At 63.8% G+C, this 21,769-nt stretch carries 19 protein-coding genes; 12 read left to right on the top strand and 7 right to left on the bottom strand.

Translation table 11 applies throughout. The annotated features are described in order from the left end of the window. Window positions 1-90: 90 nt before the first annotated feature. The 7 genes from dksA to CQ393_RS10140 all read left to right on the top strand — a co-directional run bounded on the left by dksA (window position 91) and on the right by CQ393_RS10140 (window position 10,255). Window positions 91-1,188, top strand: a complete 1,098-nt coding sequence (gene dksA, locus CQ393_RS10170) for an RNA polymerase-binding protein DksA (protein WP_343199923.1) — start codon at window positions 91-93, stop codon at window positions 1,186-1,188. A gap of 184 nt (window positions 1,189-1,372) precedes the next feature. Next, the gene (locus tag CQ393_RS10165; protein ID WP_153191448.1) at window positions 1,373-2,641 is read left to right on the top strand and encodes an integrase arm-type DNA-binding domain-containing protein; all 1,269 of its coding nucleotides are present in this window, start codon (window positions 1,373-1,375) and stop codon (window positions 2,639-2,641) included. 172 nt (window positions 2,642-2,813) lie between these two features. Continuing rightward, window positions 2,814-4,367: a Fic family protein gene (locus tag CQ393_RS10160; RefSeq protein WP_153191447.1), complete on the top strand. Its 1,554-nt coding sequence runs from the start codon at window positions 2,814-2,816 to the stop codon at window positions 4,365-4,367. A 365-nt stretch (window positions 4,368-4,732) separates the two neighbouring features. Next, complete coding sequence (locus CQ393_RS10155) at window positions 4,733-4,885, top strand: hypothetical protein (protein ID WP_153191446.1); 153 nt, start codon at window positions 4,733-4,735, stop codon at window positions 4,883-4,885. Then, window positions 4,882-7,938, top strand: a complete 3,057-nt coding sequence (locus CQ393_RS10150; protein WP_153191445.1) for a RelA/SpoT domain-containing protein — start codon at window positions 4,882-4,884, stop codon at window positions 7,936-7,938. Before CQ393_RS10155 ends, CQ393_RS10150 begins: the two co-directional genes overlap by 4 nt. Window positions 7,939-8,038: 100 nt before the next feature. Further along, complete coding sequence (locus tag CQ393_RS10145; RefSeq protein ID WP_153191444.1) at window positions 8,039-9,427, top strand: RES domain-containing protein; 1,389 nt, start codon at window positions 8,039-8,041, stop codon at window positions 9,425-9,427. A 48-nt stretch (window positions 9,428-9,475) separates the two neighbouring features. Continuing rightward, the gene (locus CQ393_RS10140) at window positions 9,476-10,255 is read left to right on the top strand and encodes a hypothetical protein (RefSeq protein ID WP_153191443.1); all 780 of its coding nucleotides are present in this window, start codon (window positions 9,476-9,478) and stop codon (window positions 10,253-10,255) included. A gap of 11 nt (window positions 10,256-10,266) precedes the next feature. Here CQ393_RS10140 and CQ393_RS10135 read toward each other — a convergent pair whose 3' ends face one another. Continuing rightward, the gene (locus CQ393_RS10135; protein ID WP_153191442.1) at window positions 10,267-10,737 is read right to left on the bottom strand and encodes a hypothetical protein; all 471 of its coding nucleotides are present in this window, start codon (window positions 10,735-10,737) and stop codon (window positions 10,267-10,269) included. Between the two features lie 32 nt (window positions 10,738-10,769). Continuing rightward, entirely contained in the window at window positions 10,770-11,276 is a 507-nt protein-coding gene (locus tag CQ393_RS10130; protein WP_153191441.1) for a hypothetical protein, read from the bottom strand. A 456-nt stretch (window positions 11,277-11,732) separates the two neighbouring features. On the opposite strand from CQ393_RS10130, the gene CQ393_RS10125 reads away from it, so the two are divergent. Both CQ393_RS10125 and CQ393_RS10120 read left to right on the top strand, forming a co-directional pair. After that, window positions 11,733-12,416, top strand: a complete 684-nt coding sequence (locus CQ393_RS10125; RefSeq protein WP_153191440.1) for a hypothetical protein — start codon at window positions 11,733-11,735, stop codon at window positions 12,414-12,416. Window positions 12,417-12,628: 212 nt separating this feature from the next. Beyond that, complete coding sequence (locus tag CQ393_RS10120; protein ID WP_153191439.1) at window positions 12,629-12,961, top strand: hypothetical protein; 333 nt, start codon at window positions 12,629-12,631, stop codon at window positions 12,959-12,961. A gap of 125 nt (window positions 12,962-13,086) precedes the next feature. Here the strand turns inward: CQ393_RS10120 and CQ393_RS10115 are convergent, their stop codons facing one another. Further along, complete coding sequence (locus CQ393_RS10115) at window positions 13,087-14,292, bottom strand: toll/interleukin-1 receptor domain-containing protein (protein WP_153191438.1); 1,206 nt, start codon at window positions 14,290-14,292, stop codon at window positions 13,087-13,089. A gap of 958 nt (window positions 14,293-15,250) precedes the next feature. Here CQ393_RS10115 and CQ393_RS10110 point away from each other — a divergent pair. Continuing rightward, window positions 15,251-15,937 carry a type 1 glutamine amidotransferase domain-containing protein gene (locus tag CQ393_RS10110; RefSeq protein ID WP_153191437.1) on the top strand — a complete coding sequence of 229 codons (687 nt, stop codon included), beginning with the start codon at window positions 15,251-15,253 and terminating at the stop codon, window positions 15,935-15,937. 6 nt (window positions 15,938-15,943) lie between these two features. Here CQ393_RS10110 and CQ393_RS10105 read toward each other — a convergent pair whose 3' ends face one another. Next, on the bottom strand, window positions 15,944-16,417 hold the full coding sequence (locus CQ393_RS10105) for a MerR family transcriptional regulator (protein ID WP_153191436.1): 474 nt from the start codon (window positions 16,415-16,417) through the stop codon (window positions 15,944-15,946). Between the two features lie 92 nt (window positions 16,418-16,509). Between CQ393_RS10105 and CQ393_RS10100 the strand changes: the two genes are divergently transcribed. Next, window positions 16,510-17,442 (top strand): NAD-dependent epimerase/dehydratase family protein, encoded by a 933-nt coding sequence (locus CQ393_RS10100; RefSeq protein ID WP_153191435.1) that lies wholly within the window; start codon window positions 16,510-16,512, stop codon window positions 17,440-17,442. A gap of 157 nt (window positions 17,443-17,599) precedes the next feature. After that, complete coding sequence (locus CQ393_RS10095) at window positions 17,600-18,463, top strand: DUF72 domain-containing protein (RefSeq protein ID WP_153191510.1); 864 nt, start codon at window positions 17,600-17,602, stop codon at window positions 18,461-18,463. A 1-nt stretch (window position 18,464) separates the two neighbouring features. Here the strand turns inward: CQ393_RS10095 and CQ393_RS10090 are convergent, their stop codons facing one another. The 3 genes from CQ393_RS10090 to cysS form a co-directional block, all read right to left on the bottom strand. Beyond that, on the bottom strand, window positions 18,465-19,682 hold the full coding sequence (locus CQ393_RS10090) for an MFS transporter (RefSeq protein WP_153191509.1): 1,218 nt from the start codon (window positions 19,680-19,682) through the stop codon (window positions 18,465-18,467). A 23-nt stretch (window positions 19,683-19,705) separates the two neighbouring features. Next, the gene (locus CQ393_RS10085) at window positions 19,706-20,146 is read right to left on the bottom strand and encodes a SufE family protein (RefSeq protein WP_153191434.1); all 441 of its coding nucleotides are present in this window, start codon (window positions 20,144-20,146) and stop codon (window positions 19,706-19,708) included. Window positions 20,147-20,366: 220 nt separating this feature from the next. Next, complete coding sequence (cysS, locus tag CQ393_RS10080; protein WP_153191433.1) at window positions 20,367-21,734, bottom strand: cysteine--tRNA ligase; 1,368 nt, start codon at window positions 21,732-21,734, stop codon at window positions 20,367-20,369. Window positions 21,735-21,769: the final 35 nt, after the last annotated feature.

Raw genomic sequence — 21,769 nt, 5'->3', positions numbered from 1 at the left:
CGGGGCGGTCGGCGCGGTTGCCGCTGCTGGTCGGGTAGGCTATAAAGGCCCGCTTTCCCGGGCCCCGGGGGAAACAAGGAAGAGCGTTTCGTGGCTGCTAAAAAACCTGCAAAAAAGGCCGTCAAGGCCGCCAAGAAAACCGCCAAACCTGCAGTCAAGAAGGCGGCGCCCAAGCCGGTGGTCAAGAAACCGGTAGCCAAGGCCGCCAAGCCGGCTGCGAAGAAGGCGCCCGCGAAGAAGGTGGCGGCCAAGAAGGCCCCGGCCAGGCAGGCGACGCCCGCCAAGAAGGCCGCGGTCAAGAAAGCTCCCGTCAAGAAGGTGGCCGCCAGCAAGGCCCCGGCAAAGAAGGTGGCCGCTCCGGTGGCCAAGGTGGCCAAGGCCGCCAAACCTGCCAAGCCGGTGGTCAAGAAGGCAGCCGAGAAAACCGCCGCCAAGGCTTCCAAGTCCCCGGTCAGCAAACCCGTCGTCAAGTCCGTACCGAAACCGGCCACCAAGCCGGTTCCGGCCAAGCCTGTCCCGGCCGTAGTCGCCAAGACGGTTCCAGCCCCGGCCCCCGCGCCGGCGGCCAAGGCACCGGCACCGGCGGCCAAGGCCCCGCAATCCAAGAATCCCGTGCCTGTTTCGAAAAACCCCGCAAAGACCGCCGTCAAGTCCGCTGCACCCGCCGCCGTCCGTCCGGTCGGCAAGGTCGCCGTTGCCGTAACCGCACGCTCGGCCGCCCCGGCCCCGCGCAGCAAGCACAAGGTGGTCGAGTACAAGACCGACGAGGCGACCGGCCGCCCGATCCTGCCCGCCGGCTACAAGCCGACGTCGGACGAGGAGTACATGAGCCCGCTGCAGCAGGAGTACTTCCGCCAGCGCCTGCAGGACTGGCGCGCCGACCTGGTAGAGGAATCCAAGCAGACCATCGAGAACCTGCGCGAGGAAGTGCGCGACATCGGCGACGAAGCCGAACGTGCGACCCGCGAGACCGAGAACTCGCTGGAACTGCGTACCCGCGACCGCTACCGCAAGCTGATCGGCAAGATCGACAGCACGCTCAAGCGCCTGGAATCCGGCGACTACGGCTACTGCGTGGACACCGGCGAGGAGATCGGCCTGGAGCGCCTGGAGGCGCGCCTCACCGCCGAGCGCACCATCGACGCGCAGGAGCGCTGGGAGCACCTGCAGAAGCAACAGGGTGATTAAAGTTTCATACGAAACCATATGGGTTCACAAGGATGTGAATCCCCATGGAATCAACGAGTTGTAGTCTCACCAAGTCCCAGGCCTAATCAGAAAATCCCTCGCTTCGGAGGGTGCTTTTCGGGGTTGATTTTGCCTTCCCGCCACTAAGATCGAACGTCGTTGAGGACGTCCGAGGTGTGGTGAAGTGGCAATCGACAAGCTGAACGCAAACCAGATTCGCAACGCCAGGTGCGGCAAGCACTTCGACGGTGCTGGTCTGTTCCTTCAGGTCCTGGCTAGCGGCAACCGCTACTGGCGGATGAAGTACTACTACGGCGGGCGCGAGAAGCTGATTGCGTTCGGTGTCTATCCCGAAGTGTCTCTGGCGGAGGCGCGTCAACGTCGTGATGAAGCGCGGACCTTGCTGCGCCAAGGTCGGGATCCGGTGATGGCGCGACGTGCGGAACGACGCGAAGCCGTTGCACGAGCCTCCAACAATTTTGAAACCGTCTGCCTGGAGTGGGTCAGGGTCAAGGGCTATCGCTGGTCGGAAGGACACCGGCTCGGTGTCATCTCCCAGATGGAGAACGGTGTCTTTCCTCGGTTGGGCTGTACGTCGGTTGCCGAGCTGACGCCGGCAGACATCCTTTTCACGGTACGTCAGGTGGAGCGGCGAGGTGCTTTCGATTCCGCCGGACGCCTGCTGCAACGGATACGCAGCGTACTGAATTACGCGGTTGCCACCGGTCGTCTCATGTCGAATCCGGCACGGGATTTGCGGAATGTCCTGATCCCGCCGCAGCGTGGTCAACATGCCGCGATGGCGTTTGGGGAGGTGGGCGCCTTCCTGGCGACATTGGATCGTTATCCCGGCAATCCCGAGACCCGGATCGCGTTGGAGATGCTCGTGCATACCTTCGTACGCAGTCAGGAGGTGCGCCTGGCGCGATGGAGTGAGTTCGATCCAGAAGCATGGGATCCGAAAGCGGATGGGCGGAAGTATTGGCGGATACCTGCCGAACGCATGAAAAAGCGACGGGAACACGTGGTGCCGCTCTCGCCTCAGGTCCGCGAGCTGTTGGCCCAGTTGCGCCGGTTCACCGGAAACGGTGAGCTGCTTTTCCCGCATCGCAGTGGCGGTGGGCAGGCGATGACGAAGTCCGGTTTGCGCAAGGCCATGGCCTACGCGGGTTTCCAGGGGGAAGCGACAATCCACGGGTTTCGTGCGCTGGCTTCGACGGAACTCAATGAGCGGGGATTCCATGCCGATGCCATCGAGCGGCAACTGGCCCATGAGGAGGCGAACAAGAGTCGTCGAGCCTACAACCGGGCCTCGTACCTGGAGGAGCGCTGCAAGATGATGGACGCTTGGTCGGATCTGCTGGCCAGTGAGAAACGGACGGCAGCGATGCTGCTTCGCTTGAAGGAGGGGGCCATGTCATCCGGGGCCGGGGATGAACTGCCGGGCAACTGATTGGCAAAGCTCTTCTCCGGACTCTAGGTAACGCTGATTTAATCGTTTTTGGCTAATTTGTTGAATTTTTAATCATTTTTGTGTATCTCTAAGCGCCTGTGATGGCATTTCTCCCAAGTTTCGACGTTTTTGTGCGGGCTGAATTGCCTTCCTTCCTATCAGGAGCGCGCCGATGAGTGATCTCCCCGCTGACCCCATAGGGGCTGCATGGCTGGCCCGATCCTACGGGGTGGAGCCGATGGGGCGATTGCCCGTCCTCAGCCAAGTGGGCGGGCGACGCGCGTCGGAGATCAATGAGGGTTTCCGGCTGGAAACGTATCTGGAGATCATGCGGCCTGCGGCTACGCCGGCTGCGCATCTGCAATTCCACTTACGCCATGAAGTCCCGCATCTGGAATTCCTATCCCGCCTGTTTGCGCAGACTGGCCCTGATTTCGTCCAGGCGTGGATTGCGGCCGAACCGACGGGGCAGTACGCCCGTCGGGCAGCTTTCCTGTACGAGTGGCTGACCGGCGACCTGTTGCAGGTGCCGGAGCGGTTGGGGGGCAACTACGTCGATGCGATCGACGCCGCGAAGATGGTGGCAGCTTCGCTTGATCGCGCGACCAAAGTGCAGCGTTGGCGGGTGAACGACAACTTGCCGGGCACACGGGACTTCTGCCCGATGGTGGTGAAGAACGAGGCCGTCGTACGGGCGGCCGAATTGGACGTAACGGCCCTGTTCGGTGAGTTGACCGACGAGTTTGGCGAAGATCTGCTGATGCGGGCCGCGGCGTGGATGACGCTGCGGGAAAGCCGGGCCAGTTTTGCCATTGAAGGGGAGGCTGATCAGGCAACCCGTGTCCAGCGTTTTGCGGACGTGATGGCACGACGTACCGGCCAGGGCGAATGGCCGCTGACCGATACGGCGCTGACCGAATTGCAACGCGAGATCCTTGGTGAGCGGACCACGCTTGTGCGTTTCGGGATACGGCAATCGCCGGTATTCGTGGGTGAGGTGGTGCGCTACCAAGAGGTGGTGCATTACGTGGCCCCGGTTGCCGAGGATGTTCCTGCGATGTTGGAGGGATTGCGTGTCTTTCTTGAAAGAACGCAGGGACAATCGCCGGTGATGCGTAGTGCAGTGGCTTCGTTCGGCTTTGTCTACATCCATCCCTTGGCCGATGGCAATGGACGCGTGCATCGGTTCCTGATCAACGACGTATTGCGACGTGATGGGGTAATCCCTGAGCCGGTGATCCTGCCGGTATCTGCGGTCATCACCGACGATGTCGGCGAGCGGCGCGGTTACGAGCGCGTACTGGATCAAATGTCCAAACCCTTGATGCAAGGAATACGGGAGTACGTGACGTTCGAGCCTGTGCAGACCACCTACCCGGATGGCGTGGTATCGAACTTCACTTTCGGTGGCGCCGAGCAGGCCAGGCCGCTATGGCGTTACCCGGACCTCGGCCCGCATGTGGCGTTCTTGTCCAACATCCTGGCGCGCACGCTGACCGAGCAGATGCGCGAGGAATCGCGCTACCTGCGCCGTCATGCGCGGGCACGTGCAGCACTGAAAGAGATCGTCGAGATGCCGGATCAACAGGCCGACCGGGTGTTGCGTTCGATCGAGCAGAATCGGGGTGAACTGAGCAACGTGCTGGCCAAGGAAATGCCGGTTTTGCGAGAATCCGGGGCGTGGTCCGATATTGTCGAGGCGGTTGAGCGGGCCTTCCGTGACTAGTTGCCTGCCAATGTGCGAGCGATACTGCTCAGAGGGGTCCGCTGGTAGAGGATAGACAGGGCCGGCAGGCGGCAGGAGAGAACCATGCTGAGCTGGGTAGAAACAGCACCACTTCCTGACAAGTGGTGCTGTTTCTACCCAGATGGATCGTTGGATCGAAGATTATGGAGTGGTTGGGGAGGGCGTTGGTAGGAGTGGATAGCGTGTAGCAAGCAATCCACAAGCAGGCGGCTGCTAGCGACCCAAAACGGACATCGGCAGCGAGTGGGCGACTCTCGGAAAACTGTCCCTGACACCTTTCGGATTTCCCTGAACGCGTCGGTCCAGCTCTACACTTGGGGGTGATTGTGGAGGGGATTGCATTGATGCTGAGCGTGATCGGACATGACCTCAAGCAGGACGAACCGCTGGCATTCGACTGGGACCAGCCACGGTGGGATCCCGATCCAGACCAAGCCATCGCGCCGGGGCCAGGTATTGTTCGCCGTGGCATCGCGGCTTGGATCGAAACTGTATGAACATCGACGAGTACGCAGGTAGGTACTTTGCGCTCTACGAGTCTTTCGCCGAGACGGTGCAGTTCGTGCTGAAGAAGGCGCTGCTCTCCGCCGAAGGGCTCCCCCATCCGCAGTCAATCCAGTATCGCGCCAAGTCGGTCGAAAGCGTGCGTAACCGACTGAGCGAGGAGGGGAAGCTGGAGTCGCAAACGCTTGAGCAGGACAGGCGGGATCTGGCGGGCGTTCGGGTCATCTTCTACACCAATAACGACGTCGAAAAGTTCCTTGGCTCGCCGTTGATCCGCGAGAACTTCGAGATCGACGAAGGCTCGACGAAGATCCACCATCCGATCCCGGAAAACGAAGGCGCGCGCTATCGGGGTATCCACTACACGGTGCGACTACGCGAAGACAGGATTCGCTTGCCCGAGTATGCCCGGTTCGCTGGGCTGCGTTGCGAAATACAGGTGCAGACGATCCTGAATCATGCTTGGTCGGAAACCTCACATGACATCGTCTACAAGCAGAAGCTAGGCGACGGCTACGGCAAGCGGGCGATGGAAGGCATCACGCGCCGCTTCGAGCGGATCATGGACGAGTACTTGATTCCGGCCGGATACGAGATACAGAAGGCACAACAGGAGTACGAGCGCCTGCTGCGCGGAAAGCTGTTGTTCGACAATGACGTGGTCACCCTGCTGGACAATGCGCAGAACAACAACGAGCGCTACGAAATCCTGTCCAGCCTGCAGAACCATGCGATCCCGTACTACGACGATCTTCCCGCCGCATACGACCGACTCAAAGCGCCCTTCCTGAGGGTGGTTCAGGCGGCGCGCGAGGCCGAGCAGGTGGCAATCGAAACGGCGTTCGGAGGCATGAAGGGGTTCAAAGCCGAGGCGGTAACGAAGCTGGTGGTGGAGATCGTCGAGGGGCTGCGCTACGCGGATGCGGTCGGCACGCTGCAACTGCTGATCGATATCTACCGCGACGAGCCGAACGAGCAGGCCAGGGAGCAGGTCGTGAGCGCCGTCAAGCACCTGGCGGCGTACAACATCGACGCCTACCAGCAGATCGGCCCAATGTTGCAGATGGCGCTGTTGGAGCAATTGAACGGCATGGATGCTGCGGAGGTGGACCGCATTCGTCCCATCGCACTTGCGGTCTGGTCGGAAGCCCTGCAACTGGACATTACCGGACAGACGTGGAAAACGGATTCCGTGATCCTTCGTTCTGGAGCCGTGCCGGCGTCGGATCAACTGATGGAAGTGCGGGACAAGGCGATCGTGGCGCTGTTCGCCGCCTACGACCGGTCGGTCGACGACTCACAGCGGCGCAGGGTGCTTTCCGCACTCGATGATGGCACCCGTGCCCCAAGTCAGGTCGCGTGCCCGGACGAACTGCTGACGGCTACGCTTAGGGATGCTGCCCGCATCCTCGAGTTCATGACCGAGCGCGCCCCGCAGACTAGCTACGAACTGCTGCAGCATCTGGAGCATCAATACCTCTACGACTACTACCGGGTCAGCGGGCTTGCCGACGGCGAGGGCGGCAAGCCCGCCCACCAGGCGGACGCGGCGGCACTCGTCAGGGCGATTTTCCGGTTCCGCGATGCGATCAATGCCGACGAGTCGTTCGTCCGATACAAGGTGTTGGTCGGGTATGAATCCGTCTTCCCGGCCCATTGGATCGACCGGGACTTCGACTACAAAGAATCGGACGCGTATCGACAACAAGAGGTGGATCGCTACGTCAACGCGGTCGACGCGGAAAACGAGAACGATTGGTTCGAGTTGGCGACGCGCTGCGCGCAGACGAAGTCGAATGATCTCGCTACGTTCCCGGTTTTCGGGGATTTCATCGCCAAGCTGTCCCAACGCAAGTCAGAGGTCGCCGAGGGGTTCCTGGACAGGGCGGGCGACGATCTGCACGGATTCCTGGCCGCGTTCCTGAATGGCTTGGTGGCAAGCGATCGGCAGTACATCTACGAGCGGGCGCTGGCCAGCGAGCTGGATTCGGCGAGGAACCTGCCTGGTGTCGTCCACCACCTGCGCTACTCCGAGGCCAGACAGCCACATGTTGCGCGACGCCTGTTGGATCGCGCGATGGAAACCGACGATACAGTGGCCGTGACAAAATGCCTGGCGTTCGCGATGGAAGCGTACGGAACGGAGAAGCTGGACGATGCCGACACCATCGTCCACGACGCACTGGCGTATCTGACCCAACGCAAGGATCCGCGCTGGGTATGGGGCGTTTGGTTCGCCGCAGGCCGCGCTGTAAGGTTCTATCAGGAGGCGTCGCCGGAGCGGGTCGGGCAGATCCTGAAGAACTTGGCGTTCCTTCCCAAGGTGGATCACCACGTGGAACGTGTCCTGCGTCGTCTGGCCGAGCGGTATCCGGAGGCCGTGTGGGACTATTTCGGTGATCGGCTTGCACGTGCGGAGCAGGCGATCGACGAGAACGGGGGCGAGTTCGAGGCGGTGCCCTACCGCCTGCACGACCTGCAGAAAGCATTGTCCAAGGACGCAGAGCTTGCCGTCGCGAAAGGAATGGCGTGGTTTGTGCGCGATGCCACGTTGTTTCAGTTTCGCGGCGGGCGCCTACTCTGCGCCGTCTTCCCGCGCGATGCGGATGCGTTAATGGCCGCGCTCGCCGGCTTGGTAAAGGAGGGCGGAGAGACCCAAGCCGATTTTGCCCTCGCCGTTCTCAGGAACTACCACGGCGAGACCTTCACCCATGTCGTCTTGAAGGAGATTGTGTCCCGCTTCCCCGAGGACGACCGGAGACATGGCGGTGTCCGGTCGTGCCTGGAGAACACGGGAGTTGTCCACGGAGAGCTGGGATTCGCGAATGCCTGGCGAGCCAAGAAGGAAACCCTTTCGGAGTGGCTGGACGATCCGCGTCAGGAAATCAGAATGTTCGCCGAGAAGGAAAGGGCCAGTCTCGACTTGATGATTGCTGCGGAGGAACGGCGTGCGGAAGCATCGACTAGGATGCGGAGAATGGATTACGACGACCTTGCCGACCATGAAGAGGGCGAGCCGGATCCCGAGGCCGGTGACGAGCGTTGACCGATACAGTACATCGATCAGCGTGCTCCGATGCGCCGTGAACGGCCTCGGCGAGAAGCTGCATCCGTCTACGAAGTGATCAAGAAAAGGCCGCTTAAGCATGGACCAACGCATCTGTTCCGACCATGTCTCGGAGCCGAAATTGAAGGCGATTATCGAGGCCAGCACCACGATGGATCGGCCATGCGACTACTGCGATCGAACGGCGCCGACCATATCCGCCTGGGAGTTGGCCGAGCACTTCGACACGATGTTCGAACGGTTTTTCGTGTCCACCACCGGCTACGACGATGAAGGCTGGGGTTCGCAATGGGATGAAGATCCGGAAGGGGAATCCGTTCTCGACGTCCTAGAACGGGTTGCCGGATTGACCGGCGAAGTGGCAGAGAATGTCGTGGAGCTACTGGGAGACATGTGGTTCGATCGGGACACGATGGCGCACCAGTACGGTGCGGACCCTCATTTCGTCGAGAACGAGAAGTTCGACGAGCCGCTTAGCCAAGCATGGCAGGACATGGAGCAAAGCCTCAAATACGAGGTGCGGTACAACAATCCCAAGGTTCTCACTCTGCTGGAACAGGTGTTTGGCCCGATCCTGGACGACCGTATCGAGGGCAGGGAGGGCGTGATCGTGGAGATCGCGCCGGGCCGGGCGCTCGGCACGCTGTACAGGGCACGGGTGTTTCCATCACTCAAGCCGATGGAAAAGGCGTTGAAGTCCCCAGAGCGTGAACTTGGGCCGCCACCTCCCGGCGTCGGTCGGGCCGGCAGAATGAATGCCAAGGGGGTTCCCGTATTTTACGGCGCGGTCGATCCGGAGATCGCGATCGCCGAGGTGCGGCCGCCGGTTGGCAGCCATGTCGTGGTCGGGGTGTTCGAGGTCGCTCGGCCGCTCAGACTCCTGGACATCGAGAAGCTGATCCTGATCGATGGCGACGGTAGCCTGTTCGACCCTGCCACCTACAACCGCAGAAACCGGCGCGACTTCCTGAAGAAGCTGGTTAGGAAGCTCATTCGTCCCGTCATCCCTGAACGCGAGGACGAGAGTTATCTCATCACCCAGGCCGTGGCTGACTTCCTGGCGACCCACGGGGAGTTGGATTTGGACGGCATCTTGTTCCCCTCCGCCCAGGTGGACGCGAAAACCAGGTTGCGAACGGATGCTAGGAACGTGGTGCTGTTCAATAAATCTTCCGACGTGGCCTCGCCCTACGGAGAGGGCAGTCCGTTCCTGGATCAGGAAACGCACTTCCAGATGTGGGATTACGACGAAGACAGACTGATCTTCGATCCGGAACTAACCACGAGAGCCGTCAATCCGAAGGTACGCCTACCGTCAGCCATCGCCTGGGGAAACGAGACGCTCGGTCCCGCCCTTCGGCTGGATCGCGACCAGATCAAGATTCACCAGGTCCTGGGTGTGCGCTACACCTACGACACCACGCCCGTCAGGCACGTGCGGGTCGAGCCCAAGAACGAGACGAAATAGGCATCATCCTGTCCTCGAACAGCAACCGACGAAAGGTTCGAATCATCCATGTCGAATCGAATCATCAAGACGATATCCGAGATCGGGTTAGAGCGCCTGGACAAGTGTTCCAAGCAGATGGGGCAAAGGTTCTTCGGAGCAGTAAGACCGTGCTTCGCATTGGACGATGCCAACTTGCCGGTCGCACTTGGGAGCTGCTTTCTTATGCGGCTGGACGGCGTGCCATTCCTGGTGACGGCTGCGCACGTTGTGGATCAATCTGCGAGGACGACGCTGTTTGTTGGTAGCGGTGACAGGCCGATTCCCTTGGAGGGGATTTTTTCGGTGACCAGCAAGCCGAATGGGCTAAGGAATGACGATCCGTTCGATTTTGCCTTCGCGGAGTTGTCGCCTGAACAATGTGAGGCTCTGCGAGCCGATTTCTTCATCACGGAAGACATGGTGTCCCAGAATCGCGCCAACAAGGAGAACCGGGGCTACATGGCCCTCGGATACCCGGTCATGATGCAACTGTTCAACTATGGAATTAGCAAGGCTTTTACCGAGGCATGGACATTCGTTGGTTTCCATCGCCCCAGTTCTGGTCTTTACGAAGCCTTGGGCGTGACTGGCACTCATCATTTTGCGATCCGCTTTGAGGATCGGGTCAAGACCTTTGCCGGGAGGGAAAAGGATGCGCCCGACCCTGAAGGGGCCAGCGGCAGAATCCTGATAGATCTAGGCAATTTCGATCCCGCAAAGCTGGCGCCGGATGCGGCATGCGTCGGCTTGTTGTCCGGCATCCTGATCGAATACCGTTCGAGAACATCGGGCGATCGTTGCCACTGATATCCAAGTCGTTATTGAGCAGTTGCGGCGCTACTTGATGTTGCCTGCCGGTCGCCGGCGACAGAATCAGAATCCGGTGCCAACAGTGAATGACCCGCTGGGGCAGGAAGGCTGAACCAGATCTCTGGGTGGTCTCGCCTGATCGCATCGAACACGCCGACATCACTCGCATACTCGAAAAAGGCAAGCCGGCGGAGCCGTTCTTCATCGACGGTCGGGTCGACCAAGCGACCACTTGCTTCTCGGACGACGGCATGCGCCCGGACGATGGCCAAGGAAGAACTGTCTGGATGTTCGATCAGGAATCCATTCTCCGCCTGGCCGCCGTGGCTGGCAGCATAGGCCGCTGCATTCGCATGGCATTGGGCATGTTTTGCATCGGCGAACCGCACTGATTGCAGCGGCGTGCCAATGGAATTGGCCAGCCATCGCGCAACCACCTCGGCGATGGCGTCGGATTGCTCCGGCGACAATGGTTTCATTTGAGTGCGAAGAAATGCGGGAGGAACAGGAGTCACTGCTGTGCTGGGTTACGGCTGACCAAATCGCTCCAGCAGCCGGTTTCGTCGACGCAGCTCAAGGACCAGCGGTCGAATCCGAAAGTCGGCTTGTCGATGTAATCAGGTTCCCAAGTGGAAAGATTCAGCAGGTTCGGCACGTCATGCGCCGGTTTGTGCCATTCCGCAAAGATGCACGGACCTTGGCCGGACAGGACGATCAGGCGCCCGGGAGAGATTTCGTGAGGGTCAGCGACATGCGAAGCCGGATCCACGCGCAGCCGCAGGTCGGCTGTCGAGATTGGGAGCGGCAAGACCGGGACTCGCTGACCCTGGCGAGCATCAAAGCTCTCGAACTGAAAGGCCGTCTCACCGGTGAGCTTGCAGATCAGTTGCCCGGCGGGATCAGCCGCAACCATGACCGCGATCGCGTACTCCGACGTCGTCTTGTACAGGAACAGTTGCTTGAGGACGACGGCCGGCAGCCTGCGCTGGATCATTTCTGAAAGGTTGAACGTCAGCATCATCGGCTCCTGTGGCTTGCCCAGACGAGGCTACAGGCGGCACGTCGCACTGGCTGAGACCGTTTCGGGGCAGGACTGTTCATGTTCTCACCATTGGATTTCACCTGAAATGGTGAAAGTGTGCCGGCGTGAGTTTGAGCCTGACCCGCCGCCAATCCGCCATCCTGATCAATGTGGTGATCTGGCGGCAGAGTAACAGCGGCGGCCATTCCGCGTAGATGCACGGACCTTGGCCGGACAGGACGATCAGGCACCCGGCAGAGAATGTCAGCCGGCATTCGAAGCGGGCACAGGTGCCACGTGTACCTTCCCACTGATCTGGTAGCGGCCGGGGTATGCTTGGGAGGAATAGCGGTGGGGGCCGTTACCTGCGTGCCTGGGCACGGACTCTGACGATTTCATCCAAGCCAAGCCGCCTAGCGGCTTGGCCTTTCATGCGTTAGGTCTCCAATGGACATGCCATCCAAACACGTTTTCGAAGCGCTGTCGGACAAGGGGGTTACTGAGCTGCACCACGCAAACAGCGTCGCCACCGCATGCCAATTTTTGAGAAGCAGGGCATTGATGTCGCGCGGTACAGTGGAGCGCTCTGGCTTGACTCAGACCCCGCAAAGCTCTGATGACGCGGATCGGCGATACAGCATCTGGTTCGACGTATTCCTGGACTCGGTGGATATCCACGCCAGGGCGAGCCGAGCCAATGCTTATGGCCCCGTCCTGTTCGTTTTTGATTTGGCGCTCATCGACCGAAACAAGACGGGCCGCATTTGGGTCACCAAGCTGAATCCAACAAAGTGGGTCGGCGAGCCGGATGAGGAGAGGTGGTTTCAAGGAAAGGAAGACCTGGAAGGAAACTTCGTCAAGGGCCAGTTCGATCAGATGATCGTGCTAAGGCATTGCGGCGGTTCGATTCCGTTCGGTCGTCATTTGAAGAAGATTGTCGTGGATGATCCAGATCTTCAGACGGAAGACGATGTCGACATCTACAGCATGGGCATCGGTGCACTCAGGCTCGCGATGCAGGATGTGAAACTTGATGTGCCGATCGAGAGGCGGCGTTGTAGAACTGGATGCGCCTGCAAGAATCACTGGCGTGGTGACGATGAACGTCTATTCCGGATGTTCGATCCCATGCCCTAGCTGCTACTTGACCAGCTATACCAGCCTCTCCGCGTATCCGGCTGGCCATGGGCGTTCCCCTCCTTCCATACATGGCACAACTCTACGTCCAGTAGCGGAAATCTCCGTCCAACCCGTTCCTATTCCTGATTGCGTTATGCCTTCTGTAGGTGAAGTGCACCTGGATGCGGCGCTTGGCATTTCGCGATGGCGCCCAGGAATCGGATTGACGGATGGACGATCGGCGGTTGTCGAAGAGACTGGAGCAGCAGATTCGTATTCTGACGGCAGAATTCGACCGCGACGCTGCGCGGACCAGATTCGCGCCGTCGGAATGGCGCGCGCTATCGGTGCTCAACGACACCGACGGCCTCTCGCTGAAAGGGCTGGCCGTGCGCGGGCGGACCGTGCTATACGGCGGCAGGGTGATCGCGGTGCAGGTGTATCCGAAGCGGGACGAGGCCACCGGCGCGGCGGTGATGGGCGCGGTGGTGCGCCACAGTGGTCGCTGGTACGTCGCCGGTGTGGACGGCAGCCGGATGCCGCTTGCGGCCGGGCCTCCCTGACGGCGTCGCTGGCGGGTCGCCCGGCGGCGAGCCGTCGCTATCGATCGCGCTCTTCTGTCGGGTTCACGAGGTCGCCGCGAAGCTCCAGGGAGAAGAACCCCTGACGGCGTGCACGTCCGCGCGCCTCAGGCGCGGCTGCGGACGAACCGCCTGGTCGCGTCGGTGCGCCGAATCTCGAAGCCGATGTAAGGGTTGGTCGCAAGGGCTTTCGACAACTTCACCGTGTCGCGTTCTTCCAGATAGGCCATGGCAGGGTTCAGGCGCCGCGGCTCCCAGCCATACCGTTGGGCGATCTGCTCCGGGGCGCTGGGGAAGTCGGCATCGTTGACGAGGTCCGCGGCGAGCCTGAGTGCGTCATCGGCGGGGATCCAGGGCTTCCAATAGCGGTCGAACTCGGCATAGAACGTTTCGCGGACCAACACCGAGCCATAGCCGATCTTGAGCCAGCGCCTGAGCTCGTGGAGTGCGTCGATGACGTCTTCGCGGGACAACGAGGTGCGCTCCGCGATGCGTTCCTCGTCGCTGGTGACGTCGCCGAACTCCCCGTTGCGGCTTTGGTTGACGAAGTGTTCGGCGATCGCCATCGCCGCCGCCGTGTACCGGGTCTTCGGCAGCGAGTTCAGGGAAGGGGCTGGCCCCAGTTCGGGCTTGCGGGAGACGCCGTGGATGTCGTTGATCAACTGCTGGATCTGGGTCAGGTCCTGGTCGATCTCGGGCGAAAGCGAACCAGCCAGCAGCGGCGGCAGCCGGGACGCCTCCAGCCCATGGCGCAAGCCGATGAACGTCGCTCCCCGGCCGACCTTCTGGACGAAGCCGGCGTCCATCTCCTCCTGTACCCAGGGCCGATTGATCGACGTAGGTGTGAGCAGGGCGATGAAATGTGTGCAACCGCCGATGCCCTGATCGATCTTGCGGCGCAGGCTCTCTCCCGCCTTGATCTCCCATTCCGACCACCACGTCGATATGCCATGCCTTTGCAAGGCGTCGGCAATTCGTCCCGCTAGGTCGCGATCCTCCCAGCCGAAGCTCAGGAAGACCTTCGGCGGAACCTCTGCGCTAGCCTGCTCGAGCTCTCGATCTTCCACGTCGGTCTCCACACCAAGGTCTTGGCGTACTTGATCTAGGACGGCGGGTGTCCCTTCGATACGCAGGCTCATGTCGTCCAGACCTTCGCCATCGACGATGACGGTCGCAAACCCTCCCGTTTCCGGATCGCGAACGGAAGACACCCGTTCGCGCAGATGGTCGCCCACGAGCTTTGCGGTTGCCTTATGCAACGCCTTCTGGAAATCGCCGGCCTTGAACGGCTTTCCGTTGAACTTCATGACCATGGCCGTCCTCCGTAGTCAAGATCGTGCCCTAAACCCGTTGGCCAATCCAGACCCGAAATATCCCTGTTCCAAGGGGTGATGTCAGAGGCGTCCCAGCGTGCCGCCATCGGGCTCGCTGGCTGCACCTCGCGCCTCGAGTAGATATGGGGGACGGAGGAGATTAATCGCCCGCAATGTCCGCTTCTGGCCGGTAGTTGCCTCAAAAATGCATCACTTACGAGTGAGCCAGTCCCGCGATCCCAATCGGACTTTTATCCGTAGCCCAGCAGGCTTTGGACCTCATTTGGCGCCGAATGGCAGTCAACACAGGGACAGCATATTTCGCTGCTGGCCGCAGTACGCAGATTCCCGCATGACCAATGATCGTTCTGCTGACAGCAATGGAGTGGGTGACGCGGGGAAATATGGGGGCTTCTAGAGGAAGTACCCCTTATAGCCAGACGAACTGGAACGGGGTTTCGATCTGTTCGGCGGCCTATTTACGTAATCTGTCAGTAGCCTGCATTCGGTGCTGATCTTTTCCAAGTTATATGCAGAAACCTGCGTTTCTTGGCGGTTTTTGCATATGGCTGGGGAAGGGAAGTAGGGGGGGACGTCACCGATCCTATGTCGTGTCAGCAGGGCGACTGAGTCCCGGCCGCCTCGCTGCCCACATCAGCCCCGCGCCCTGCGCGGGGTTTTTCTTTGTGCGGCCCGCGCCCTTTCCCGCGCGCGCAAGGACGACAGGGAGAGGTCGGGGCGCATTCGGGAAAGATGTTTCATTCCGCGTGCGTTCTTGGCGGTTTCATGCGGACGATCCGGCGTGCCGTTTCGCACACCCGACGCTGCGCCCGAAGCGCCGCGATGCAGCCGATCCAGGCGGATTTTCCGGGGCCGCGTCGCCGCGGCTTCCGCCGGCGGCCGCTTGACCTTCAATGCCGCTTCAAGGTTAGGGTTCGCTTTCAAGGAGGGTCCGCGCATGCCCCGACGCATCCTGCACGTAGTCAGCAACGTCGCCCGCTATGGCGACGGCATCCATCCGACCGGCCTGTGGCTGTCGGAGCTGACCCATGCCTGGCAGGTGTTCGCCGCGCGGGGCTATGAGCAGCAGTTGGTGAGCCCGGCCGGCGGCGTCTCGCCACTGGAGCCGCGGTCGCTGAAATGGCCGAACCTGGATGCCACCGCGAAGGCTTGGCTGGCCGACGCGACGCGCATGGCGCTGCTGTCGGCGACGGCCCCGCCGGACGGGATCGATGCGGCGGATTTCGACGCGATCTACTTCACCGGCGGGCACGCGGTCATGTGGGACTTCCCGGACGCGCAGGAACTGCAGCGCATCACGCGCGACATCCATGAACGGGGCGGCGTCGTTTCGGCGGTGTGCCATGGCTATTGCGGCCTGCTGAACACGCGGCTGTCCGACGGCTCCCTGCTGGTGGCCGGGCGCCGGCTTACCGGCTTTTCCTGGCGGGAGGAGGTGCTGGCCGGCGTCGCCCGCAAGGTGCCGTACAACGCCGAGGAGGAAATGAAGGGGCGCGGCGCGCTTTACCAGAAGGCGTGGCTGCCGTTCGTTCCCAAGGTGGTGGTCGACGGCCGCCTGGTGACCGGCCAGAACCCGCAGTCGGCCAGGGCGACCGCCGGACGGGTAGCGGCGCTGCTTGGCTGAGGGAGGCTAGCGGCGGGCCGGCCCGCGGCCGGTTCCGGATCGGCGGGCGGCCGTGGGGGCGGGCGCGCCGCCGGTTTCCGCCAGGCGCATGCCCGACAGCACCCGCCGCGCGTTGGCCTCACAGCTCATGTCCTGCGGTTTCGCCTCGATCTGGCCGATCAGTTCGACCAGCTGCGTCCTGCTCTGCGCCAGTTGCGCCTGCAGCGCCTCGATGTCGGCCACCTTGCGGCGCAGCGCGTCGAGCACGGTGCCGTGCTCCCATCGCGCCGGGTCGCCTGGCAGCAGCGTGCGCAGTTCGTCCAGGCTGAAGCCCGCCCGCTGCGCGGTCGCGATCAACTGCAACGCCAGCACCGCCCCCTCGGGATAGCGGCGGTAGCCGTTGGCCTGGCGTTCGACCGCCTTCAGCAGGCCGATGCGCTCATAGAAGCGGATGCGCGAAGGTGCCAGGCCGGTGCGCTCGGCAAGTTCCCCGATCTTCATGCCGGCGGTGCTCCAGGGCAGGGATTTGACCTTGAACTTTACTTCAAGGTTAGCCTCGTGCCGCTATTCCAACCCCGCTCATCGGAGGATCAATGCAGACGATATTGGGCGCGAACGGCCAGATCGCCGTGGAACTGGCGCGCGAGCTGCGGCGCGGCTTCACCGACGAACTGCGGCTGGTGAGCCGCCATCCGCGCAAGGTGAACGACGACGACACGACGGTGGCCGCCGATCTCCTCGACGCGGCGCAGACCGCCGCCGCGGTCAAGGGCAGCAGCGTCGTCTACTTCACGGCGGGCCTGCCGCCGGACACGTCGCTGTGGGAACGGCAGTTTCCGGCGATGCTGAGGAATGCCCTGGATGCGAGCCGGGCGGCGGGCGCCGGTTTCGCCTATTTCGACAACACCTACATGTACCCGCAGGACGATCGGCCGCAGACCGAGGCGACGGCGTTCGCGCCGGTCGGACGCAAGGGCAGGGTGCGCGCGACGATGGCGTCGATGGTGCTCGAGGAGATGGCGTGCGCGGACATGCCCGTGCTGATCGGCCGGGCGCCTGAGTTCTATGGTCCCGGCAGGACGCAGAGCTTCACCAACGCGCTGGTCATCGACAGGCTCAAGGCCGGAAAGACGCCGCGCGTGCCGGTGCGCGAGGACAGGCTGCGCACCCTGATCTGGACGCCCGATGCGAGCCGTGCGCTGGCCGCGCTCGGCAATGCGCCCGATGCCTGGGGACAGACCTGGCACCTGCCCTGCTGCGACGACCGGCCGACTTACAGGCAGTTCGCCGGCATGGCCTGCGAGGTCTTCGGCCAGGCGCCGTCCTGCACCGTCGTTGGCAAGTGGACGCTGATCGCCGCCGGCCTCTTCTCCCGGCAGCTGCGCGAGCTGCGGGAACTGCTGCCGCGCTACGCGCACGACAACCTCTTCGATTCCACGAAGTTCAAGCGCCGCTTCCCGGAATTTGCGGTGACGTCCTACCACGAGGGGCTGGAGTTGATCCGGCGCGACTCCATGGGCCGGTAGCCTGCCGCCCATGGCGGCGGCTTGCAGCGCCGCATGCCGGAGCTGGCCTGCATTCGCCGGACCCGGCCCGGCTCGGGCGTGAGGTGCAGGAAATGTCGCAGCCGCTGCGAGTCGGGCGGCCTAGACTTGGCATCCCTCGATGCCCGCCGCCGTGAACATGCCCCAACGCCTGCCCTATCGCCTCGGTTGCCCCTCGTGGAACGAGCCGGCATGGCGCGGCGGTTTCTACCCGGCCGATCTGCGGCAGGGCGAGAGCCTGGGCCACTACGTGCGCGCCTTCAACGCGGTGGAGGGCAACACCACCTTCCATGCCCGGCCCGCGGTCGCGACGGTACAGCGCTGGGCGGAGGCGATGCCGGAGGACTTCCGCTTCTGCGCCAAGCTGCCGCGCGACATCAGCCACGAGGGCGACCTGCGCGAGCGCCTGCAGGCCACGCAGGATTTCCTTGCGCTGCTGGCGCCGCTGGGCGCCCGTGTCGCGCCGCTGTGGCTGCAACTGCCGGCCGGCTTCGGTCCGGAACGGTTGGACGAGCTGGAAGCGTGGCTGGAACACGTCGCCGCGCGCGAGGTGGCCGTGGAAGTGCGCCACCCGGCGTTCTTCGCGCGCGGCACGGAAGAACGCGCGCTCAACCGGCTGCTGCATGCGCGCGGCGTGGAGCGCATCTGCCTGGATTCGCGTGCGCTGTTCGCCTGCGCCGCCGACGATCCGGCCGTGCGGCACGCGCAGTCGAAGAAGCCGCGGTTGCCGGTACGGGCGACGGCCTTCAGCAGCAGCCCCCAGGTCCGTTTCATCGGCGGGCCGGACCTGGAGGCGAACCAGGGCTGGCTGCTGCCGTGGGTCGAGCGCGTCGCCGGCTGGATCGAGCGGGGACTGGCGCCGTACGTGTTCCTGCATACCCCGGACAACCGCCTCGCTGCCGGGCAGGCGCTGCGCTTCCATGCGCTGCTGCGCGAGCGCCTGCCGGACTTGCCGGAACTGCGCACGCCGGTCGCCGACGCGCCGCAGCCGGGGTTGTTCTGAGCTACTGCAGGTCGCGCAGGTTCAACCGCCGCAGCGTCGGGTTCTTCCACGCGGTGACGCCGGCCACGCCCAGCACCGCGCAGCCGCCGATCACCACCGCCGGCACCAGCCCCAGCAGCCGCGCCATGGTGCCGGCGTAGAACGCGCCCAGCTCGTTGGACGAGCTGATGAAGATGCCGTTGATGGAGGACACCCGGCCGCGCATCTCGTCGGGCGTGGCCAACTGCAGGATGGTCGAGCGCACCACCACTGACACGCCGTCGAAGGCGCCGTAGAACAGCAGGATCGCCGCCGACAGCCAGAAGCCGCGCGACAGGCCGAAGCCGATCACGCACAGGCCGAAGCCGGCCACCGCATACAGCAGCACGCGGCCGGCGTTGCGGTGCAGGGGATGGCGCGCCAGCCACAGGCCCACGCAGACTGATCCCAGCGCCGGCGCCGCGCGCAGGATGCCCAGGCCTTCCGGGCCGTAGTGCAGGATTTCATGGATGAAGGCCGGCAGCATCGCCACCACGCCGCCGAGCAGCACCGAGAACATGTCCAGCGCCATCGCGCCGAGCATCACCGGGGTGGACAGCACGAAGCGCGCGCCCTCGGCGATGCTGGCGAAGATCGGTGCGCGGGTCTGCGGCGGCGGCGCTTCCTGCACCCGCAGCATGGCCAGCGCGATCACGGCCAGCAGCGCCATCGATGCGGCCACGCCATAGGCCAGCCCCTTGCCGCCCCAGCCGACCAGCACGCCGCCCAGCGCCGGGCCGAGCACCATGCCGGCCTGGAACACCACGCTGCCGAACCCGGCGCCGCGCGCGTACTGTCCGCGGGCCAGCACGCGTGCGAACAGCGCGTTGTAGATGGGCGACAGGAACGCGCGGACCATGCCGGTCAGCGCGATGGCCAGGTAGATCGGCCACACGCCCTGGAACGGCAATCCGCCCAGCGCCACCGCGCACAGGATGGCGGCGGTGGCGACCAGCCCGAGGCTGGCGGCCATGCCCAGCCGGCGGCGCGGCAGGTGGTCCACCAGGTAGCCGGCGAACGGCGCCACGCAGAAATAGGGCAGTACTTCGGCCAGGCCGATCAGGCCCAGCGAGAACGGATTGCGGGTGATCTCGTAGATGTGCCAGCCGACCGTGACCGCGACGATCTGGTAGGACAGCATCGCGGTGATGCGGTAGGCCAGCAGCTGCACGAAGCCGGCCTGGCGCAGCAGCGCACCCATGCCGGCATCGGCGGCGCCGGCGGTCACGACTGCTGCGACCGCGCGGTGTCGCGGATGAAGGACAGCATCGCCGCCAGCCCGTTGCTGCGGGTCGGCGAGAGGTGCCGGGCCAGGCCGATGGCGGCGACGTAGTCAGGCTCGGTGGCCAGGATCTCGGCGGCGGAGCGGCCCGAATAGACGCGCAGGGCCAGGTAGATCAGCCCGGAGACGATGGCCGAGTCGCTGATGGCATGGAACGCCAGCCGCTCGGCATTGCCCTCGGGCACGATCCAGACCATCGACTGGCAGCCGTGCAGGCGGTGTTCCTCGGTCTTCCACGCCTCCGGGAAGGCCGGCAGCTTGCGGCCGAGGTCGATCAGGTACTGGTAGCGCTCGGACCAGTCGCCAAAGAAGGAGAACTCGTCGGCGATCGCGGCCTGCGCTTCGGCGGCGGTGGCTTCGAGGGGGAAGGGGGAGTCGGTCATCTGGGTTCTGTGTTGAGCCCCTCTCCCGTCGGGAGAGGGGTTGGGGTGAGGGGCGAGCGAAGTCATTGAGGGTTCGGATAGGGAGGAGCCAACCGAACCCTCATCCGACACTGCGCGCCACCAGCATTCGGCACATCCTTACTCATGCTTCTCCTTCGGGCAGCTTCGCCATGCGCATTGACAATCCTGGCAATGCGACTCCCTATGGGAGACGGGGGCATCAGCCGCGCTTCCAGCGCACGCCCTGCGGCGTGTCCTCCAGCACGATGTTCTCGGCGGCCAGCTGGTCGCGGATGGCATCGGCGCGGGCGAAGTCGCGCGCCTGCTTGGCGGCGATGCGCTCATCGATCAGGGCCTGGATGCGGGCGTCGTCGCCGGCGTCCGCACCGCGGCCGAACCACGCCGCCGGCGCCTGCTGCAGCAGGCCCAGCGCCAGGCCGGCGCCGAGCAGCTCGCTCTTCAGGCGCGCCTTGTCGTGCGCGCTTTCGGCCTTGCGCGCCTCGCCGGCGATGCGCGCCACCTCGGCCAGCGCCAGCGGGGTGTTGAGGTCGTCCTCCAGCGCGGCTTCCACCGCGGCCGGAATGGTCGCCTCGACCGGGTCCTCGCCCAGGTCGCGCAGGGTGCCGTAGAGCCGGTCCAGGGTGCGCACCGACTGCTCGATCAGCGCGTCGGACCAGTCCAGCGGCTGCCGGTAGTGGGCCGACAGCAGCGCATGGCGCAGCGCCTCGGGCGGGTGCTGGCGCACCAGGTCGTGCACACGCTCGATGTTGCCCAGCGACTTGCTCATCTTGGCGCCGCCGAAGTTGAGCATGCCGTTGTGCAGCCAGAAGCGGGCGAAGGTGCGCCCGCCGTGGGCGCATTCGCTCTGCGCGATCTCGTTCTCGTGGTGCGGGAACTGCAGGTCCACGCCGCCGGCGTGGATGTCGATGGTGTCGCCCAGGTGGGCGGCGGCCATCGCCGAGCATTCGATGTGCCAGCCCGGGCGGCCGCGGCCCCATGGCGACTCCCAGCCGGGCAGGTCGTCGCTGGAAGGCTTCCACAGCACGAAGTCGCCGGCGTCGCGCTTGTAGGGCGCGACCTCGACGCGGGCGCCGGCCAGCATCTCCTCCGGATCGCGCCGCGACAGCCGGCCGTAGTCCTTGAAGCTGCCGACCGAGAACAGCACGTGGCCTTCGGCCGCGTAGGCGTGGCCGCCGGCGATCAGGTCCTCGATCATGGCGACGATGTGCGGGATGTGGGCGGTGGCCTCCGGCTCGATGTCCGGCGGCGCCACGCCCAGCGCGGCCATGTCCTCCCGGTAGGCGGCGGCGAAGCGGTCGGTGATGGCCGAGATCGGCACCCCCTGTTCGCGGGCGGCGGCGTTGATCTTGTCGTCCACGTCGGTGATGTTGCGCGCGTAGCGCAGCGTGCCGAAGCGCCGCCGCAGCAGGCCGGCCAGCACGCCGAACACCACCGGGCCGCGGGCGTTGCCGATATGCACGTAGTTGTAGACGGTGGGCCCGCACACGTACATGGTCGGAGCGGCCGGGTCCAGCGGGGCGAACGGCTCCAGCTGCCGCGTCAGGGTGTTGTACAGGTGCAGGGCCATGGGTGCCGTGGGTGGGGGCGGAAGCGGAACGGGCA

The sequence above is a fragment of the Stenotrophomonas sp. MYb238 genome (assembly GCF_009496535.1).
Lineage (GTDB): Bacteria > Pseudomonadota > Gammaproteobacteria > Xanthomonadales > Xanthomonadaceae > Stenotrophomonas.
This window is presented reverse-complemented; position numbering and strand designations above follow the sequence as displayed.

What these genes read in the sequence shown, in the direction of transcription:
- CQ393_RS10160 (WP_153191447.1), top strand. Translation starts at nt 2,814, where the DNA reads ATGAGTGATCTCCCCGCTGACCCCATAGGGGCTGCATGGCTGGCCCGA.
- CQ393_RS10155 (WP_153191446.1), top strand. Translation starts at nt 4,733, where the DNA reads ATGCTGAGCGTGATCGGACATGACCTCAAGCAGGACGAACCGCTGGCA.
- CQ393_RS10150 (WP_153191445.1), top strand. Translation starts at nt 4,882, where the DNA reads ATGAACATCGACGAGTACGCAGGTAGGTACTTTGCGCTCTACGAGTCT.
- CQ393_RS10145 (WP_153191444.1), top strand. Translation starts at nt 8,039, where the DNA reads ATGGACCAACGCATCTGTTCCGACCATGTCTCGGAGCCGAAATTGAAG.
- CQ393_RS10140 (WP_153191443.1), top strand. Translation starts at nt 9,476, where the DNA reads ATGTCGAATCGAATCATCAAGACGATATCCGAGATCGGGTTAGAGCGC.
- CQ393_RS10135 (WP_153191442.1), bottom strand. Translation starts at nt 10,737, where the DNA reads ATGAAACCATTGTCGCCGGAGCAATCCGACGCCATCGCCGAGGTGGTT.
- CQ393_RS10130 (WP_153191441.1), bottom strand. Translation starts at nt 11,276, where the DNA reads ATGCTGACGTTCAACCTTTCAGAAATGATCCAGCGCAGGCTGCCGGCC.
- CQ393_RS10125 (WP_153191440.1), top strand. Translation starts at nt 11,733, where the DNA reads ATGCCATCCAAACACGTTTTCGAAGCGCTGTCGGACAAGGGGGTTACT.
- CQ393_RS10120 (WP_153191439.1), top strand. Translation starts at nt 12,629, where the DNA reads ATGGACGATCGGCGGTTGTCGAAGAGACTGGAGCAGCAGATTCGTATT.
- CQ393_RS10115 (WP_153191438.1), bottom strand. Translation starts at nt 14,292, where the DNA reads ATGGTCATGAAGTTCAACGGAAAGCCGTTCAAGGCCGGCGATTTCCAG.
- CQ393_RS10110 (WP_153191437.1), top strand. Translation starts at nt 15,251, where the DNA reads ATGCCCCGACGCATCCTGCACGTAGTCAGCAACGTCGCCCGCTATGGC.
- CQ393_RS10105 (WP_153191436.1), bottom strand. Translation starts at nt 16,417, where the DNA reads ATGAAGATCGGGGAACTTGCCGAGCGCACCGGCCTGGCACCTTCGCGC.
- CQ393_RS10100 (WP_153191435.1), top strand. Translation starts at nt 16,510, where the DNA reads ATGCAGACGATATTGGGCGCGAACGGCCAGATCGCCGTGGAACTGGCG.
- CQ393_RS10095 (WP_153191510.1), top strand. Translation starts at nt 17,600, where the DNA reads ATGCCCCAACGCCTGCCCTATCGCCTCGGTTGCCCCTCGTGGAACGAG.
- CQ393_RS10090 (WP_153191509.1), bottom strand. Translation starts at nt 19,682, where the DNA reads ATGGGTGCGCTGCTGCGCCAGGCCGGCTTCGTGCAGCTGCTGGCCTAC.
- CQ393_RS10085 (WP_153191434.1), bottom strand. Translation starts at nt 20,146, where the DNA reads ATGACCGACTCCCCCTTCCCCCTCGAAGCCACCGCCGCCGAAGCGCAG.
- cysS (WP_153191433.1), bottom strand. Translation starts at nt 21,734, where the DNA reads ATGGCCCTGCACCTGTACAACACCCTGACGCGGCAGCTGGAGCCGTTC.